16 protein-coding genes are annotated in these 16,778 nt (G+C 58.7%); 9 read left to right on the plus strand and 7 right to left on the minus strand.

Annotated features, from left to right (window positions below; genetic code table 11):
• Positions 1 to 50: 50 nt before the first annotated feature.
• Entirely contained in the window at positions 51 to 539 is a 489-nt protein-coding gene (locus WMO46_RS05360; protein WP_129649752.1) for a low molecular weight protein-tyrosine-phosphatase, read from the plus strand.
• Here the strand turns inward: WMO46_RS05360 and WMO46_RS05365 are convergent.
• On the minus strand, positions 517 to 1,398 hold the full coding sequence (locus WMO46_RS05365) for a PorV/PorQ family protein (RefSeq protein ID WP_019150377.1): 882 nt from the start codon (positions 1,396 to 1,398) through the stop codon (positions 517 to 519). The two genes, WMO46_RS05360 and WMO46_RS05365, sit on opposite strands and share 23 nt — an antisense overlap.
• 283 nt (positions 1,399 to 1,681) lie before the next feature.
• Positions 1,682 to 2,428 (minus strand): 3-oxoacyl-[acyl-carrier-protein] reductase, encoded by a 747-nt coding sequence (gene fabG / locus WMO46_RS05370; RefSeq protein ID WP_019150376.1) that lies wholly within the window; start codon positions 2,426 to 2,428, stop codon positions 1,682 to 1,684.
• Positions 2,429 to 2,551: 123 nt separating this feature from the next.
• Here fabG and WMO46_RS05375 point away from each other — a divergent pair, with 123 nt between their 5' ends.
• The 4 genes from WMO46_RS05375 to WMO46_RS05390 all read left to right on the plus strand — a co-directional run bounded on the left by WMO46_RS05375 (position 2,552) and on the right by WMO46_RS05390 (position 5,984).
• Positions 2,552 to 2,821, plus strand: a complete 270-nt coding sequence (locus tag WMO46_RS05375) for a GIY-YIG nuclease family protein (RefSeq protein WP_349093958.1) — start codon at positions 2,552 to 2,554, stop codon at positions 2,819 to 2,821.
• Positions 2,822 to 3,078: 257 nt separating this feature from the next.
• Positions 3,079 to 4,359, plus strand: coding sequence for a serine hydroxymethyltransferase (gene glyA / locus WMO46_RS05380; RefSeq protein ID WP_019150374.1), 1,281 nt, complete (start codon positions 3,079 to 3,081; stop codon positions 4,357 to 4,359).
• A gap of 1 nt (position 4,360) precedes the next feature.
• The gene (locus WMO46_RS05385) at positions 4,361 to 5,041 is read left to right on the plus strand and encodes a DUF2461 domain-containing protein (RefSeq protein ID WP_019150373.1); all 681 of its coding nucleotides are present in this window, start codon (positions 4,361 to 4,363) and stop codon (positions 5,039 to 5,041) included.
• A 1-nt stretch (position 5,042) separates the two neighbouring features.
• Positions 5,043 to 5,984 carry an alpha/beta hydrolase family protein gene (locus tag WMO46_RS05390; protein ID WP_019150372.1) on the plus strand — a complete coding sequence of 314 codons (942 nt, stop codon included), beginning with the start codon at positions 5,043 to 5,045 and terminating at the stop codon, positions 5,982 to 5,984.
• A gap of 76 nt (positions 5,985 to 6,060) precedes the next feature.
• On the opposite strand, the gene glmS is transcribed toward WMO46_RS05390, so the two are convergent.
• The 5 genes from glmS to glmM form a co-directional block, all read right to left on the minus strand.
• Positions 6,061 to 7,905: a glutamine--fructose-6-phosphate transaminase (isomerizing) gene (glmS, locus tag WMO46_RS05395; protein ID WP_349093959.1), complete on the minus strand. Its 1,845-nt coding sequence runs from the start codon at positions 7,903 to 7,905 to the stop codon at positions 6,061 to 6,063.
• A 122-nt stretch (positions 7,906 to 8,027) separates the two neighbouring features.
• On the minus strand, positions 8,028 to 8,810 hold the full coding sequence (locus WMO46_RS05400; protein ID WP_129649762.1) for an inositol monophosphatase family protein: 783 nt from the start codon (positions 8,808 to 8,810) through the stop codon (positions 8,028 to 8,030).
• Between the two features lie 6 nt (positions 8,811 to 8,816).
• Positions 8,817 to 10,181 (minus strand): dipeptidase, encoded by a 1,365-nt coding sequence (locus WMO46_RS05405; RefSeq protein ID WP_129649764.1) that lies wholly within the window; start codon positions 10,179 to 10,181, stop codon positions 8,817 to 8,819.
• Between the two features lie 4 nt (positions 10,182 to 10,185).
• Positions 10,186 to 10,629, minus strand: a complete 444-nt coding sequence (locus WMO46_RS05410) for a copper resistance protein NlpE (protein ID WP_129649766.1) — start codon at positions 10,627 to 10,629, stop codon at positions 10,186 to 10,188.
• Positions 10,630 to 10,633: 4 nt separating this feature from the next.
• Complete coding sequence (gene glmM, locus WMO46_RS05415; protein ID WP_019150367.1) at positions 10,634 to 12,022, minus strand: phosphoglucosamine mutase; 1,389 nt, start codon at positions 12,020 to 12,022, stop codon at positions 10,634 to 10,636.
• Positions 12,023 to 12,137: 115 nt separating this feature from the next.
• Between glmM and WMO46_RS05420 the strand changes: the two genes are divergently transcribed.
• From WMO46_RS05420 to WMO46_RS05435, 4 genes are read left to right on the plus strand one after another with little or no spacing between them, the layout of a single operon-like run.
• On the plus strand, positions 12,138 to 13,016 hold the full coding sequence (locus WMO46_RS05420) for a nucleoside phosphorylase (protein WP_410520080.1): 879 nt from the start codon (positions 12,138 to 12,140) through the stop codon (positions 13,014 to 13,016).
• A gap of 33 nt (positions 13,017 to 13,049) precedes the next feature.
• Positions 13,050 to 14,174, plus strand: coding sequence for a DNA polymerase III subunit beta (dnaN, locus tag WMO46_RS05425; RefSeq protein WP_349093960.1), 1,125 nt, complete (start codon positions 13,050 to 13,052; stop codon positions 14,172 to 14,174).
• A gap of 10 nt (positions 14,175 to 14,184) precedes the next feature.
• Positions 14,185 to 14,952 (plus strand): 3'-5' exonuclease, encoded by a 768-nt coding sequence (locus tag WMO46_RS05430; RefSeq protein ID WP_019150364.1) that lies wholly within the window; start codon positions 14,185 to 14,187, stop codon positions 14,950 to 14,952.
• Complete coding sequence (locus WMO46_RS05435; protein ID WP_410520081.1) at positions 14,949 to 16,775, plus strand: LysM peptidoglycan-binding domain-containing protein; 1,827 nt, start codon at positions 14,949 to 14,951, stop codon at positions 16,773 to 16,775. Before WMO46_RS05430 ends, WMO46_RS05435 begins: the two co-directional genes overlap by 4 nt.
• Positions 16,776 to 16,778 lie beyond the last annotated feature (3 nt).

Consider the following 16,778-nt stretch of genomic DNA (forward strand, 5'->3'; position numbering starts at 1 on the left):
ATCCCCGGGTCCTGCAATTCGCGTTCCGAAAAATTCGCTATCTTTACGGCATGGAACCGAAAACAAGAATCTTATTCGTCTGTTTGGGCAATATCTGCCGCTCTCCGGCCGCCGACGGCATCATGCACGACCTCGTGGAGAGGCGGGGAGTCGCCGACCGTTTCACGATCGACTCGGCGGGCACCTACGGAGGCCACCGGGGCGAACTGCCCGATCCGCGCATGCGGAGCGCGGCTTCACGCCGCGGCTATGCGCTGACGCACCGTGCACGGCAGGTGAGCGAAGCGGATTTCGACCGCTTCGACATGATCGTCGGGATGGACGACATGAATTACGAAACGCTGTATCGCATGGCGCCCTCCCCCGAGGCCGCCCGCAAGATATTCCGCATGACGGAGTTCTGCCGCCGCCATCCCGACCGCACCTATGTTCCCGACCCCTATTACGAGGGACACGAGGGTTTCGAGCTGGTGCTCGACATGCTGGAGGACGGCTGCGAAGGGATTCTGGAATATCTTAGAAATCCAGTCCGAAACTGATGCTGTACGTATTGCGCAGGAGCGTGTGCTTCTTGGCGAAGAGATAGGCGAAGTCCAGCCGCAAGTGGAGGATGCGCACGCCTGCGCCGACGGTCCAGTAGCTCGGATAGTAGTCGCGCCGCTCGCCGTAGTGGTAACCCGTGCGCAGTTGGACCAGTTGCATCAGGTTGTATTCGGCACCCACCGACATTTGGAATCCGCGGACCGACGACGGCGAGAAATAGTATCCCAGGTCGGTGCCGACGGTGATTTCGTGCGCATCGGTGAGGAACGTATCGAGGGCCGCCCCGACGGTGAAATCCATCGGCAGCGTGTAGTCCGTATCGTGGACGTATCCGCCCAGATTGCCCAGCTTGGCACCTGCGCGCAGCGTCGAGTAGCTGCCGACGTTCTCCAGCGGCAGCTGGTAGGCGGCGCTGAGATCCACGGCCAGGGCGTCGGCCGAAATCTCCGGGCGTTTCAGGTGCATGTAACGCGCCACGATGCCCAGAGCCCAGTTGTCGCCCATGCGGCGCGAATAGCCCAGATCGACGGCCATGTCGTTGTTGCCGTGTTCGCGGAGATACTGGCGCCAGCCGATCTGCGCGAGGTTGACGTTGTCGAAGCGGCAGAAGCCCGACACGGCGTAATAGTCTATATCTTCCTGCCCGTAGTAGGACGACGAAATCTGCGACGGCATGCGCGAAAAAACCGCCATCGCCGAGTTGTTGTAGATGGCGTGCGAGCCCGAAAGGGTGGTCATCATCAAGCCGCCCATGCCGATCGCCTTGGCGTCGGGGCTGGGGAGCGTCGCCTCAATTCTTTGGGCGTATGTCTGGAATACGGCCAGGGCCGCGATCAAGGTTACGAGTCGTTTCATAATTACAAATATAGTAAAATGCAAAACTGAATTGCATCCGGTCCGACAGAACCATCCAACTGCAAAAAGCGTCGTTACGGCGTCAAAGATAACAAAAAAATGCAAGTTGCGACAATTACGGCACACGCTCCGTTTTCGTGCCGTGACTGTCGGCGGCGCTTCGGACACGAAAAGAAGGCTTCCTGCGGAATAAACAAAAGTGCCCGACAAGTTTACTTGAACGGACACTTTTGTTTTCAGAAGATGCCTTGCGGCATCCTCTCTTTTCGCTTCTCTCAGCTTCTTAGCAGTTCATCGCGCCGCAGCAGTGGATGACCTGACCGCTGACATACGACGAAAGATCCGAAGCAAGGAACAACGCCACCTTGGCAACGTCCTCGGGCGTGCCGCCGCGGCGCAGCGGAATCTGCTTGTACCAGCCCTCTTTCACCTCGTCGGGCAACTTGGCGGTCATTTCGGTCATGATGAAACCGGGGGCGATGGCGTTGGCACGGATACCTCGCGGGCCCATCTCCTTCGCAATGGATTTAGCCAATCCGATCATGCCGGCCTTCGACGCCGAGTAGTTGCACTGTCCGGCGTTGCCGCTGACACCCACCACCGACGACATGTTGATGATCGAGCCGCCTTTCTGCCGCGCCATGACGGGCGTTACGGCGTGGATGAAGTTGAACGCCGATTTGAGGTTCACGGTCAGCACGGCATCCCACTGAGCCTCGGACATGCGCATCATCAGGCCGTCTTTCGTGATTCCGGCGTTGTTGACGAGGATGTCGATGCGTCCGAAATCCTTCACGATCTGGTCGATGACCTGATGCGTCTCTTCGAAATTCGCGGCGTTCGAGGCGTATCCCTTGGCCTTTACGCCCAGTGCGGCGATCTCGGCCTCGGTGGCCTTGCCGTTCTCGTCGATCACGAGGTCAGTGAACGCCACGTCAGCACCCTCTTTGGCGAATTCGAGTGCGATGGCCTTGCCGATGCCGCGTGCGGCGCCGGTCACAACGGCCACTTTTCCATCCAGTAATTTCATAATGTTATACTTTTTAAGGTAATATCTGCCAATTTTGCGGCACAAAGATAAAAAATAATATTCCTATATAGAATTTTTTTAAGAAAAACATATCTTTACGCAATAGTAAAAAACAAGATTCCAATGAGAAAACAAGATTTATTTTTTATTAAAAATTTTAGACCACAACAAGGTTGTGATAGTCAAGAAATATGTGATTTAAAGAAAGATGATTTATCCAATATTCCGGATTGTGCAGGTGTATATATTATAACATCGTTTAAAACACGTTTCATTTATCCCGAAGGAACATCTCGAATAATCTATATAGGGAAATCTGACAATTTGAAACGAAGGCTAAAAGAATATCAAAGACACTTAAAAAGTTTAAAGAGGGATTGTCAAGAATATTAGTGCTGTGAACGTTATCACTATATGGATAAACATGGTGCCCATACCTTTTTTTACAAATGTCGTGGAGTACAAGATGCTAAAGATTTAGAATGCAGAGTAATGTTTGCTTTTTATAAACGCTATTCAGCCACGCCTGTCGGAAATAGTGCTCGGTCACTCGGAAAATAATTATATTTATATATGATAGGATTAAATTTCAGTAAATATCCCTATATTTACCAACTGTAAACAGCATTTCATAAAATCCAATTTAAAATATGAAAAGAGATTCCCAGATTTTCGATTTGATTGCCGCCGAGCGCAGCCGCCAGATGCACGGCATCGAGCTGATCGCCTCGGAGAACTTCGTCAGCGACCAGGTGATGGAGGCCATGGGCTCGGTTTTGACCAACAAATACGCCGAAGGCTATCCCGGCGCCCGCTACTACGGAGGCTGCGAGGTCGTGGACAAGGTCGAGTCGCTGGCCATCGAGCGCATCTGCAAGCTCTACGGCGCGGAATACGCCAACGTGCAGCCCCACTCGGGCGCGCAGGCCAACATGGCCGTTTTCTTCGCCTGCATGCAGCCGGGCGACACTTTCATGGGGCTGGACCTCGCACACGGAGGGCACCTCTCGCACGGTTCGCCGGTCAACATGTCGGGCAAATACTTCCGGGCAGTAGGCTACCAGCTCGACGAGAAGACCGGCACGATCGACTACGACGCCATGGAGCGTAAAGCCCTGGAGTGCAAGCCCAAACTGATCGTCGGCGGCGCCTCGGCCTATTCGCGCGAATGGGACTACAAGCGCATGCGCGAGATCGCCGACAAGGTGGGGGCCCTGCTGATGGTGGACATGGCCCACACGGCCGGACTGATCGCCGCCGGGCTGCTGGACAACCCCGTGAAATACGCCCATATCGTCACCTCGACGACCCACAAGACCCTGCGCGGACCCCGCGGCGGCATTATCCTGATGGGCAAGGATTTCGAGAATCCCTGGGGGCAGACCACGCCGAAGGGCGCCGTGAAGATGATGTCGCAGATCCTCAATTCAGCCGTATTCCCGGGCATCCAGGGCGGTCCGCTGGAGCACGTCATCGCCGCCAAGGCCGTGGCTTTCGGCGAGGCGCTGGAGCCTGCCTACAAGGAGTATCAGACTCAGGTGCAGAAGAACGCCGCCGCGATGGCCGCCGCTTTCGTGAAGCGCGGTTACAAGATCGTATCGGGCGGTACGGACAACCACCTGATGCTGGTCGATCTGCGGACGAAATTCCCCGAACTGACGGGCAAGCTGGCCGAGAAATGCCTCGTGGCCGCCGACATCACCACCAACAAGAACATGGTGCCGTTCGACAGCCGCTCGCCGTTCCAGACCTCGGGTCTGCGCTTCGGCACCCCGGCCATTACGACCCGCGGTCTGAAGGAGGACAAGATGGATTACATCGTCGAGCTGATCGACCGCGTGCTGCACGATCCGGAGAACGAGGCGAATATCGCCGCCGTCCGCAAGGATGTGAACGCCCTGATGGCCGACTATCCGCTTTTCGCGTGGTAAGATGAAAGAGGTTATCGACTTCTTCCGCCGCCTGCACGACGACAATACCCGGGAGTGGTTCGACGCCCACCGCGCCGAATGGACCCGGGTGAAAGGGCGGTTCGCGGATTTCACCGGACAGTTGATCGAGGGCATCTCGTCGTTCGATCCTACGGTGCGGGGCCTGCGTCCGCAGGACTGCACCTACCGGATCGCCCGCGACACGCGCTTTTCGAACGACAAGTCGCCCTACAAGACCCATATCGGAGCCTACATCGCCCCGAAGGGCAAGAAATCGGGCTTCGCGGGATACTATTTCCACATCGAGCCCTGCGCCGATTCGCTGGTGGGGTGCAACCTGCTTTCGGCGGGTCTTTACTGCCCCGAACCGACGGTGCTGCGATCGGTGCGGGAGGAGATTCTCGATAACGGTGCGGAGATCGAGGCGGCCGTCGGCAAGGCCCGGGGATTCCGGCTCTACGAAGGCAACAAGCTCAAACGCATACCGACAGGATTTCCCGCCGACAGCGAATACGCCGAGATGTTGAAATTGAAGGATTTTTACCTCGAACGGCCGATCACCGAAGAGTACCTGCTCGCTCCGGACCTGCTGGAGCGCACCGTCGAGGAGTTCCGCCGTACGCAGCCGTTCATCGCCATTCTGAACCGCGCCGTGCAGTACGCCTACGACGAAATGATGTAGCATGAAACGGTTGATTTTACTTGCCGCGCTATGGATTGCGACGACGGCCGGCGCACAGGAGATCCGAAAGGAGACTTTCGCCTATGCCGTCCGCGAGTCGGATACGCTGAGGCTGGACCGCTATGCCGCCCTCACGCCCGACAGTCGGAAAAGACCCTGCCTGATGTTTCTCTTCGGCGGCGGTTTTATGACCGGAACGCGGGATAACCGCCGTTTCCGGCCCTTCTTCGACTACTACGCCCGCAAGGGTTTCGTCGTCGTTTCGATCGACTACCGGCTGGGGATGAAGCGGGCGAAAGCGGCCGGCCTGCTCGATGAGGCTCATTTCGCGCAGGCGCTGGATTCGACGCTCTCGATGGCGATGGAGGACCTCTACGACGCTACGGCCTATGTCTGCGAACGCATGTCCGATGTCGATCCCACCCGAATCGTAACGTGCGGATCGAGCGCCGGGGCCATCACGGTCCTGATGGGCGAATACGGACTGTGCAACGGTCATCCGCTGACCCGCGGCAAGTTCGGTCGGGACTTCGGCTACGCCGGGGTCATCGCCTTCGCGGGGGCTGTTTGCGATCGCCGGGATACGCTGCGCTGGGACCGCGATCCTGCACCGATGATGCTTTTCCACGGCGACGCCGACCGCAACGTTCCCTACGGCAAGATCGGCTTTGATGGGGTGTGGCTCTTCGGATCGGAAAGCATCGCCGAAGATCTCGCGCACCGCGGAATTCCGTATTGGTTCCATTCCGTGTCCGACACCGATCATTCGATGGCGTGGCGGCCGATGCGGGAAAACCGTGCGGAGATCGACGCATTCCTCGAAAAACTGGTCTTCGGCGGACAGCGGCAGGCGGTCGAAACCCGCATAAGGCCGCTCGACACTCCCCGGAAGCCGAAAGACTTCAAGATCGCCGACTACATCGACGCCAACTACGGCCACTAAAGCGCCTCCCGGCGCATGAAAAATCCGCAGTCCTCTTTCCGAAGACTGCGGATTTTTTCGTCGCCCGGACGGAGATTCACTCCACGGTCACCGATTTGGCGAGGTTGCGGGGCTGATCGACGTTACGGCCCTTGTAAACCGCAATGTAATAGGCCAGCAATTGCAACGGCACCGATACTACGACCGGCATGAGACATTCGGCGATGACCGGAACCTCGATCACGTAATCCGCCGAACGGCGCACCTGTTGGTCGTCGCGGGCGACGACGGCGATGATCTTGCCGCCCCGGGCCCGAATCTCCTCGATGTTCGACGCGGTTTTTTCGTAGGTGTGATCCGGTGTGGCGATGGCTACGGTAGGCATTTCGGCGTCGATCAGCGCGATGGGGCCGTGTTTCATCTCGGCGGCGGGGTAGCCCTCGGCGTGAATGTAGGAGATCTCTTTGAGTTTCAAGGCGCCCTCCAAAGCCGTAGGGTAGTTGTATCCGCGGCCCAGGTAGATGAAATTGTGGGCGTAGGTGAATATCTTCGCCAGGTCGGCGACCTGCGGTGCGACCTTCAACACCTCCTCCAACGTTTCGGGCAGGTGGAGCAGGGCGCTCGCAACTTCGTGGTAATATGCGTCCGAAACGGTTCCCTTTTCGCGGCCCACAGCCAGCGCCAGCATCGCCATCACGGTCACCTGCCCGGTGAAAGCCTTCGTCGAGGCGACGCCGATTTCGGGACCTACATGGATATAGGCCCCCGAATCCGTCGCCCGGGCGATGGACGATCCCACGACATTGCAGATGCCGAAGACGAAAGCCCCGGCCTTGCGGGCCAGCTCCACGGCGGCCAGCGTGTCGGCCGTCTCTCCCGACTGCGACACGGCGATCACGATGTCGTCCTCGCGGATGATGGGGTTGCGGTAGCGGAACTCCGAGGCGTATTCCACCTCGACCGGGATGCGGCAGATCGACTCGATGAGGTGTTCGCCGATCAGCGAGGCGTGCCACGAGGTGCCGCACGCCACGAAGATGATGCGCCGGGCGGCGAGGAATTTGTCGCGGTGGTCGATCACTCCCGAGAGCCTCACCTCGCACGTGTCGGGGTTGATGCGCCCGCGGATGCAGTCTACGAGCGTCGAGGGCTGTTCGTAAATCTCCTTGAGCATGAAATGGGGATAGCCGCCCTTTTCGAGCTGCGAGATGGAGAGCTGGAGCTTGCGGATGTCGATCTTCCCCTCGTGGTTGTCCAGCGTCACGACTTTCAGGGGTTTGTCGCGTTCGATCACGGCGATCTCCCCGTCGCCCACATAGACGAAATCCTGCGTGTATTCGATGATCGACGCGGCGTCGGACGAGAGGAAATACTCGCCCTCGCCGATGCCCACGACCATCGGACTGCTCTGCCGTGCGGCAATGATCCGGTCGGTGTTTCCCTTCTCGACAACGGCGATGGCATAGGCCCCGACCACCTGACGAAGCGCCTGCTGCACGGCTTCGAACAGCGTGCAGCCGTTCGTCCGGCGGACGTATTCGATCAGATTCACCAGCACTTCCGAATCGGTGCTGCTGCGAAACGTGTAGCCGTTCTCGACGAGCGCGTCTTTCAGTACGCGGTAGTTTTCGATGATGCCGTTGTGTATCAGGGCGATCTGCTCCGATTCGGAGTAGTGGGGATGGGCGTTGGCGTCGTTCGGAACCCCGTGCGTGGCCCAGCGCGTGTGGGCGATACCGATGGTTCCGCCGAGGTCCTTGCCTTCGAGGAAGTGTTCCAGGTCCGAGACCTTGCCTTTGCATTTGAAAACGTGAAGGGCCCCCGTCGCATTGACCAGCGCGATGCCCGCGCTGTCGTAACCCCGGTATTCGAGGCGGTGCAGACCCTTCACCAGAATCGGGCAGGCGTCACGCCGGCCGACATATCCTACAATTCCGCACATTTGTTTTTTTCGTTTTGTCCGGGATAAAAATAGTAAAATATTTTACGAATACCGGCAAAAAGAGGGCGGGAATTTACACCCGCCCTGTCGATTTTTTGGAAACAAAACTGTTTTTCAATCGGTTACCTGACGTATTTCCGAATCTCCTCCACGATTGCGGCATTGCCCGCTACGATCGAGATGCCGCGGTCGCGGCGGAGTTCGCAGACGACGCCTCCGGCCTCCCGCAGAATCAGTTCGGCGGCGCAGATGTCCCATTCGTGGAGCGCCAACTCCCAATAGCCGTCCAGCAGTCCCGCGGCGACGCAGCTGATGTCGTAGGCTGCCGCTCCCAGCCGCCGGACATCCCGCACGTAGGGGATGATCCGGGCGACGTTGTCGCTGTTGTTGTCCGGATTCACGTCTTTGTCGTAGGGAAACCCCGTGGCGATCACCGATGTGGCGAGCGTCCGTTTCTCCCCGACGCGAATGCGTTCGGGCTCCCGCGAAGCGTATTGCAGATGCGCTCCGCCGCCCTTTACGGCGGTGAACAACTCTCCCAAATACGGGGCATAGACCACGCCCACGATCGTTTCGCCCTTGTGTTGCAGGGCGATCGAGACCGCGAAAACGGGCAGTCCCTGACTGTAATTGGTCGTACCGTCCAACGGATCGACCACCCAGCGCCAGTCGCTCTCCGCACAGCCGCGGCTGCCGCCCTCCTCGCCCAGAATGGCGTGGTCGGGATAGCGCTCCGCGATCATCCCGGCGATCAGTTCTTCGCTCTCCTTGTCGGCGCGCGTCACCACGTCGTAGACGTTGGATTTGGTCCGCACGGCGAGTTCGTCGCCCCGGAAATAGGCGAGCTGTATCTTCCCGGCCTCCCGGGCCATCCCCACGGCAAATTCCAGCTGTTCGTCGTACATCGGCTGTCAGCTTTCGGCGAAATACTTGTAAAACAGCGGAATGGTCTCCACGCCCTTGTCGAACTGTTCGAGTCCGTAACTCTCGTTCGGCGAGTGGATGGCGTCCTCGGCCAGCCCGAATCCGATCAGGATCGACTTGATGCCCAGAATCGACTCGAACCCGCTGATGATCGGAATCGAACCGCCCGAATAGAAGGGCAGGGGCTTCTTGCCGAAGGTCGCCTCGACGGCCTTTTCGGCCGCCTTGTAGGCCGGCATATCGGTCGGGGAGACGTAGGGCATGCCGCCGTGAAGCGCCTTCACCGTCACTTTCACGCTCTTGGGCGCAATGGCGTTGAAATGCTTTTCGAAGAGCTCCGAAATCTTGCGGTAGTCCTGATTCGGGACCAGGCGCATCGAAATCTTGGCCGAGGCTTTCGCGGGGATCACCGTCTTGGTGCCTTCGCCCGTGTAGCCGCCCCAGATGCCATTGACATCGAGCGACGGACGCACGCCCGTGCGTTCCAGTGTCGTGTAGCCCGCTTCGCCTTCCACATCGCCGATTTCCAGCGATTTTTTATAATTTTCCATATCGAACGGCGCCTTGTTGAACGCCTCGCGCTCCCCGGGCGTCAGTTCGCGCACATCGTCGTAGAAGCCGGGGATCGTTACACGGCCGCTATCGTCTATCAGACCGGCCACCAGCCGCGTCAGCACGTTGGCCGGATTGGCCACAGCGCCGCCGAAGAGCCCCGAGTGGAGGTCCTTGTTCGGCCCAGTCACTTCAACCTCCATGTAAGCCAACCCTCGCAAACCGCATGTGATAGAGGGCGTTTGCATCGAGATCATCGAGGTGTCCGACACCAATATAATATCGGCTGCGAGCATCTCCTTGTTCTGCTCGCAGAAGCCGTAAAGGCTCGGCGAACCGATCTCCTCCTCGCCCTCAAGCATGAATTTGACGTTGCAGGGCAGCGTGTCCGTGGCGCACATCGCCTCGAAAGCCTTGGCGTGCATCCACAACTGGCCCTTGTCGTCGTCCGCTCCGCGGCCCCAGATGCGGCCCTCCTTGATGACGGGTTCGAACGGCTCCGTGCGCCACTCGCCGCGCGGGTCCACAGGCATCACGTCGTAGTGGCCGTAGACCAGCACCGTTTTGGCTTTCGGATCGACGATCTTTTCGGCATAAACCACCGGATTGCCCTCCGTGGGCAGTACGTCGGCACGGTCAGCGCCGGCCTTGGCAAGCGCCGCGGCGAGGAACTCCGCGCAACGCTGCATGTCGGGTTTGTGTTCGCTCTGCGCGCTGATCGACGGGATGCGCAGCAGATCGAACAACTCACTGATAAACCGTTCCTTATTATCCTTTATATAAACTTTTGCTTTATCCATTCGCTTACTTGGTTTTTTGCAGTACGTAATTCTCCGCCAACGCTCCCGTGACGGGTTGTTTTTCGGCATCGAGCATGCGCAGCCGGTTTTCCTCTACCTTGTAATACTCTTCCGATCCGTCGTCGAGCTGAGTCAGGGTCAGCAGATTTTCCTTGACGCTGAAAACGCCTTTCTCGTCGAACTCAGCGTCGCGGTCGATGTATTTCATGTGCAACTCGTATGTCCCGTCGGGATTGAGCGTCAGCGTCGTTTGGATTCCCGGGCAGTCTGCCGCCGGCAGGGTGCCTTCGTAGGTGCCCAGGTAGTCGAGCGACGTTTCGGCGGTGTGCATGTCGGGCGCCGCCGCGGTCGTAGTCTGCGTTTCGGCGGCAGCTTTCTTTTTCGGGGCGTTTCCGCCGCAGGCGACCAGCGCGAGGGCTGCGGCAAGGATCAATACGTTCTTTTTCATGGTCTTAGATATGACAGATTTCTTTGATTTCAGCAATGAACCGCTGCGCCAGCGCGTCGGCCTCGTCCATCGACTTGGCTTCGGTGTAGACGCGGATGATCGGCTCGGTGTTCGATTTGCGCAGGTGAACCCAGTTCTCCGGGAAGTCGATTTTTACGCCATCTATATCGTTCACGTTTTCACCCGCATAACGAGCCTTCACTTCACGCAGCACTTTATCCACGTCGATAGCCGGCGTCAATTCGATCTTGTTCTTCGAAGCATAGTACGAAGGGTAGGTCGCGCGCAGCTGGGTCATGGTCATTCCCTTCTTCGCCAGCCACGTTAAAAAGAGTGCCGTGCCCACCAGCGCATCGCGTCCGTAATGCAGTTCGGGGTAGATGACTCCGCCGTTGCCCTCGCCGCCGATCACGGCGCCGACCTCCTTCATTTTCGTCACGACGTTGACCTCGCCGACAGCCGAAGCGTAGTATTTGCCTCCGTAACGTTCCGTAACGTCGCGCAGGGCCCGCGACGAGGAGAGGTTCGAGACCGTGTTGCCGGGCTTTTCGGAGAGGATGTAGTCGGCGACGGCCACCAGCGTGTACTCCTCCACGAACATCGAACCGTCCTCCGAAACGAATGCCAGCCGGTCCACGTCGGGATCGACCACGATGCCCACATCGGCCTTTTCGCGCACGATCACCTCCGAAATCTCCGTGAGATTCTGCGGCAGCGGCTCGGGGTTGTGGGCGAATTCGCCCGTCGGCTCGCAGTTCAGCTCCACGACCTCGCAGCCCAGCTCGCGCAGCAGCTTCGGCATGACGACTCCGCCCACCGAGTTCACGGCATCGACGACCACCTTGAAACGGCGTTTGCGCACGGCTTCGGCATCGACCAGCGGCAGCGCCAGCACGCGGCGGATATGCTCGTCGTTGAAATCCTCGCGCGAAAGGACATGTCCGATAGCGTCGATCGCGGGGTAGTCGTAATCCTCCTCCTCGGACATGGCCAGCACCTGCTTGCCCTCGGCGTCGTTCAGGAATTCGCCGTCAGAGTTCAGCAGTTTCAGGGCGTTCCATTGGCGGGGGTTGTGCGAGGCGGTGATGATGATGCCGCCGTCGGCCTTTTTCGTGATGACGGCCATTTCGGTTCCCGGGGTGGTGCACAACCCGACGTTGATGACATCGGCGCCGCAGGCCAGAAGGGTTCCTTCGACGAGATTCGAGACCATTTCGCCCGAAATCCGGGCGTCGCGTCCTACGACTATGGTAAGTTTTTTGCCCGGTGTACGGCGGGCGATCAGACGCACGTAGGCCGTGGTGAATTTCACGACGTCGGGCGGCGTCAGGTTCTCTCCTGCGGGACCTCCGATGGTGCCGCGGATGCCCGAAATGGATTTGATAAGAGTCATGTTTTATTCGGTTTTGGATATACTTTATATTTATGAAAAATTAGCGTCGAAGTTTTGATATTCGAGGTAAATATATTACTTTTATGCCAATTATGGAAATTAAAAAACGACAATTATGAGGACGATTCCCGCTTCCGAATTGATAATCAACGACGACGGTTCGATATTCCATCTCCACCTGCTTCCCGAGCAGCTGGCCGACACCGTGATATTGGTCGGCGATCCCGGCCGCGTGGCCCTCGTGGCCGGATTTTTCGACACGAAGGAGTGCGAAGTGGCGAACCGCGAATTCAAGACCGTGACGGGGACCTACAAAGGCAAGCGCATGACGGTCCTTTCGACCGGCATCGGCATCGGCAATATCGACATCTGCGTCACGGAGCTCGATGCGCTGGCCAACGTCGATTTCGCCACGCGGCAGGAGAAGGCCGTGAAAAAACAGCTTACGCTGGTCCGCCTCGGCACCTCGGGGGCCATTCAGCCCGACATCAAGGTCGGCGAATTCGTCTTTTCGCGCACCTCGTGCGGTTTCGACGGTCTGCTGAGCTACTACAAGGGCCGCGACGCAGTCTGCGACCTGGCGCTCGAAGAGGCTTTCGTGAAGCACACGAGCTGGTACGAGAAGATGCCGCGTCCCTATTTCGTCGATGCCGACAAGACGCTTTTCAAGCATTTCAGCGACGTTACGCGCGAGGGCATCACCATCGCCGCCCCGGGCTTCTACGCCCCGCAGGGCCGCTGGGTGCGTCTCGAACCGCACGACGCGCATCTGAACGAGAAGATCGAGTCGTTCGGCTACGAAGGCCGCCGCATCACCAACTTCGAGATGGAGGGTTCGGCGCTGGCCGGGCTCGCGGCGCTGATGGGCCACCGCGCCGCCACGATCTGCACGATCATCGCCCAGCGCATCGCGCAGAATGTAAACACGGACTACAAACCGTTCGTGAAGGAGATGATCCGGACGGCCCTCGACAAACTGGCTATTTTAGAGTAAGAAACCATAAACAGAAAAAACAGAAAAAAACGTATGAAATTTTCCGTATCAAGCTCGGCACTGCTTTCGCTCCTGGCCACCACCGGCAAGGTTATCAGCAATAAGAACACGCTTCCCATTCTGGACTACTTCCTGATGGAACTCAACGGCAACACCTTGAAAGTCACGACTTCCGACCTCGAAACGACCCTGATCGGCTCGATCGAGGTGGACAGCGTGGAGAGCGAGGGCACGATCGCCGCGCCGGCCAAACTGATGCTCGACTCGCTGAAAGAGTTTCCCGAGCTGCCGCTCGTGATCGACGTTAACGACAAGAACTGGGAGATCAAGATCAACTGGAAGAGCGGTTCGCTCTCGATCCCCGGAGCCAGCGCCGTGAGCTATCCCGCCGTGCCGCAGCTGAGCGCCGAAAAGAAGGAGCTTTCGATGGACGTGGACACGCTCGTCAATGGCATCAACAAAACCATCTTCGCCACGGCCGACGACGAACTGCGCCCCGTGATGAACGGCATCTATATCAATCTGGCGCCCAATGCGCTGACGTTCGTTGGCACCGACGCCCACAAGCTGGTGAAATACGAGTCCGAGACCACCAACGAGGTGACTGCCTCGTTCATTCTGCCCAAGAAGCCCGCCAACCTGCTGAAATCGGTGCTGCTGAAGGAGGACGACGCGATCGAGATGGCGTTCGATTCGAAGAACGCCCTGTTCAAACTCAAGAGCCATACGCTCGTATGCCGCCTGATCGAGGGCAACTACCCGAACTACAACGCCGTGATCCCGGCCAATAACCCCAACAAGGTGCTGGTGGACCGCATCGAACTGGTCAACGGCATCAAGCGCGTGGCCGTCTGCTCGAATCCCACGACGAACCTCATCCGCATGGACATCGCCGACAACAAGATCAACCTCACGGCCCAGGACATCGACTTCTCGGTGTCGGCCAACGAGACGATCTCGTGCAGCTACGACGGTCAGCCCATTTCGATCGGCTTCAAATCGACGTTCCTCGTCGAGATCCTCTCGAACATGGAGACCCCGACGGTGGTGGTGGAGCTGGCCGATTCGACCCGTGCCGGTGTCTTCAAGCCCGTATACGACGACAAGCAGTCGAGCGCGACGCTCATGCTGCTGATGCCGATGATGATCAACGCATAACGGCGGCCAGATGAAGCTGAACCTCAAACGACCGATCATCTTCTTCGACCTCGAAACCACCGGCATAGACACCGCAAAGGACCGCATCGTCGAAATTTCGATGGTCAAGGTCATGCCCGACGGCGAGGAGATCACCAAAACCCGCCGGATAAATCCCGGAATGCACATTCCCGAGGAGGCTACGGCCGTACACGGCATCACGGACGAGGACGTGAAGGAGTGCCCGACGTTCGCGCAGGTCGCCAAGTCGCTCGAACAGTTCATCCGGGGCTGCGACTTCGGCGGTTTCAACTCGAACCGCTTCGACCTCCCGGTGCTGGTCGAGGAGTTCCTGCGGGCGGGTGTCGATGTGGATTTCAAACGCCGCAAGTTCGTTGACGTACAGAACATCTTCCACAAGAAGGAGCAGCGGACGCTGGTCGCGGCCTACAAGTTCTACTGCGACAAGAACCTCGAAGACGCCCACTCGGCCGAGGCCGACACGAAAGCCACTTACGAGGTGCTGATGGCCCAGCTGGACCGTTACGACGACCTGGAAAACGACATCGACAAGCTGGCCGAATACTCGTGCCGCGCCGAAGCGGCGGACTACGCCGGGCGCATCCTCTTCAACGAAAAGGGCGAGGAGGTCTTCGGATTCGGCAAGTACAAGGGACGTTCGGTGGCCGAGGTGTTCCGCATCGAACCCAGCTACTATGCGTGGATGATGAACGGCGATTTTCCGCTCTACACCAAGAAGGTCATCACCGAAATCCGGATGCGCGATAAACTGAAATGACGATGAAACGACTCTGTGCCACAGCCCTGACGATCGCGTGGGCTCTCTGCGCCCTTGCGGCGGAGAAGTCCGGAACGATCGTCTACATCAACGGCTCGAAGTACTACATCCACACCGTCCAGCCGGGGGAAACGCTCTACGGACTTTCGAAAACCTACGGCGTGGGCGAGAAGGTGATCCTCGAAAACAACCCTTCGATCGCCCGCGGGCTGAAAACGGCCGAAAACATCAAGATCCCTTTCGTGAGCGACGTTCCCGAGCCGAAGTCGGACAGGAAACTGCGCAAGACCTTCGATTTCCATTTCGTGTCGAAGGGCGAAACGCTTTACGCCATTTCGCGGCAGTATGAAATTCCCGTGAAAACCCTTCTGGAGGACAACCCCAACCTCGATCCGCTGCACATGCGCCTCGGGGAACGCATCCTGATCCGCAAGAAGCAGATCGGTTCGGAGGACGAAGCCGGCACGAAGGAGCAGTGGGAGGAGTACCGCCAGTCGCTGAACAGCGTGGCCGACGAGGGTACGGCCTATCACATCGTCCATCCGGGCGAAACGTTCTACTCGCTGTCGCGCCGCTTCGGAATCACGGAGACCGAGCTCAGCGCGCTCAACGACGGGCTGAAACCCGCGGACCTCAAAGCCGGGGCGATGATCAAAATCCCGCAGCCGGACGGCGCCGTGACGGCGGAAGCTGCCGACAGCCTGCGCCGGGACAGCGTGGCCGCCTCGGAACGGCAGGTCGTTCCCGTCGAATTCCGCGCCCTGCGCCGCAGCGAACCGCTTCGTGTGGCGCTGCTGCTGCCCATCGCCACGGGCGGCGAGGCCAACGGCAACTACCTGGAATTCTATCAGGGATTCCTGCTGGGGCTCGACAGCGTTAAAATCCGGCAGGGCATTTCGGCAGAGGTTCATCTCTACAACACGGCCCGCGACACGGCCCGCATCCGCGAGATCGTCGAACGGGACGAGGCGTTCCGCAAATCGGATCTGATCGTCGGACCGGTCTACGAAGAGGGGCTCACTCCGATAATCCGCTTCGCCGAGGAGAAAAAGGTGCCCGTGGTGTCGCCGCTGGCGCATATCGTCAACCATAACAGCGACGTGCTGTTCCAACTGGCGCCCGATCCGGCTCACAAGTACGAGAAAGCGGGAGATCTGGTGGGCGGCGACAAGCACGTGACGCTGATCTACACCGCCTCGACCGACAAGGAGTTCGAGCGCGAGATACTGGCGCTGCTGGGCGACTCGGAATACTCCCGCTACACCTATAAATACGAGCATCCGTCGGCGCGTTCGGCCAACAGCCCGAGCGACCTCACGCCGCTGCTGGAGAACGGGCAGGACAACCTTTTCGTGATCCTGTCGGACAACAGCGTCGATGTGGAGCGCATCCTCGCGGCCCTGGCATCGGCCGATACGAGCATCACGAGTCGCGGACGCACGGCGCCCCGTTTCTCGGTGCTGGGCAACCCGCGCTGGAACCGTTTCGGGGGAATCGACCGCGCCATCTATTTCAAGGACCGCGTGGTATTCTTCTCGACCTATCATGCCAAACGCGACTCCGAGGTGGTGAGGACCTTCGACAGCGCCTACATCCGTGCGTTCGGCGCGTTGCCGACGCTCTATTCCTACCGGGGTTACGACACCGCCGTGATCTTCGCCCCGGCCATGTACGGCGACATTGAGTACGACCTCGAAGACTGCCGCTATACGCCGTTGCAGACGACTTATCTGTTCGGACAGGGCGAGGGACGCGAAAACCACGTCAACCGCAACTGGATGCGTGTGAACTACAACAGCGACTTCACGATAACCATCGAATAGCAG

This window comes from Alistipes intestinihominis (assembly GCF_040095975.1).
GTDB lineage: Bacteria > Bacteroidota > Bacteroidia > Bacteroidales > Rikenellaceae > Alistipes > Alistipes senegalensis.

Coding starts and splice junctions, on each gene's coding strand:
- WMO46_RS05360 (WP_129649752.1), top strand. CDS start 51: ATGGAACCGAAAACAAGAATCTTATTCGTCTGTTTGGGCAATATCTGC.
- WMO46_RS05365 (WP_019150377.1), bottom strand. CDS start 1,398: ATGAAACGACTCGTAACCTTGATCGCGGCCCTGGCCGTATTCCAGACA.
- fabG (WP_019150376.1), bottom strand. CDS start 2,428: ATGAAATTACTGGATGGAAAAGTGGCCGTTGTGACCGGCGCCGCACGC.
- WMO46_RS05375 (WP_349093958.1), top strand. CDS start 2,552: ATGAGAAAACAAGATTTATTTTTTATTAAAAATTTTAGACCACAACAA.
- glyA (WP_019150374.1), top strand. CDS start 3,079: ATGAAAAGAGATTCCCAGATTTTCGATTTGATTGCCGCCGAGCGCAGC.
- WMO46_RS05385 (WP_019150373.1), top strand. CDS start 4,361: ATGAAAGAGGTTATCGACTTCTTCCGCCGCCTGCACGACGACAATACC.
- WMO46_RS05390 (WP_019150372.1), top strand. CDS start 5,043: ATGAAACGGTTGATTTTACTTGCCGCGCTATGGATTGCGACGACGGCC.
- glmS (WP_349093959.1), bottom strand. CDS start 7,905: ATGTGCGGAATTGTAGGATATGTCGGCCGGCGTGACGCCTGCCCGATT.
- WMO46_RS05400 (WP_129649762.1), bottom strand. CDS start 8,810: ATGTACGACGAACAGCTGGAATTTGCCGTGGGGATGGCCCGGGAGGCC.
- WMO46_RS05405 (WP_129649764.1), bottom strand. CDS start 10,181: ATGGATAAAGCAAAAGTTTATATAAAGGATAATAAGGAACGGTTTATC.
- WMO46_RS05410 (WP_129649766.1), bottom strand. CDS start 10,629: ATGAAAAAGAACGTATTGATCCTTGCCGCAGCCCTCGCGCTGGTCGCC.
- glmM (WP_019150367.1), bottom strand. CDS start 12,022: ATGACTCTTATCAAATCCATTTCGGGCATCCGCGGCACCATCGGAGGT.
- WMO46_RS05420 (WP_410520080.1), top strand. CDS start 12,138: ATGAGGACGATTCCCGCTTCCGAATTGATAATCAACGACGACGGTTCG.
- dnaN (WP_349093960.1), top strand. CDS start 13,050: ATGAAATTTTCCGTATCAAGCTCGGCACTGCTTTCGCTCCTGGCCACC.
- WMO46_RS05430 (WP_019150364.1), top strand. CDS start 14,185: ATGAAGCTGAACCTCAAACGACCGATCATCTTCTTCGACCTCGAAACC.
- WMO46_RS05435 (WP_410520081.1), top strand. CDS start 14,949: ATGACGATGAAACGACTCTGTGCCACAGCCCTGACGATCGCGTGGGCT.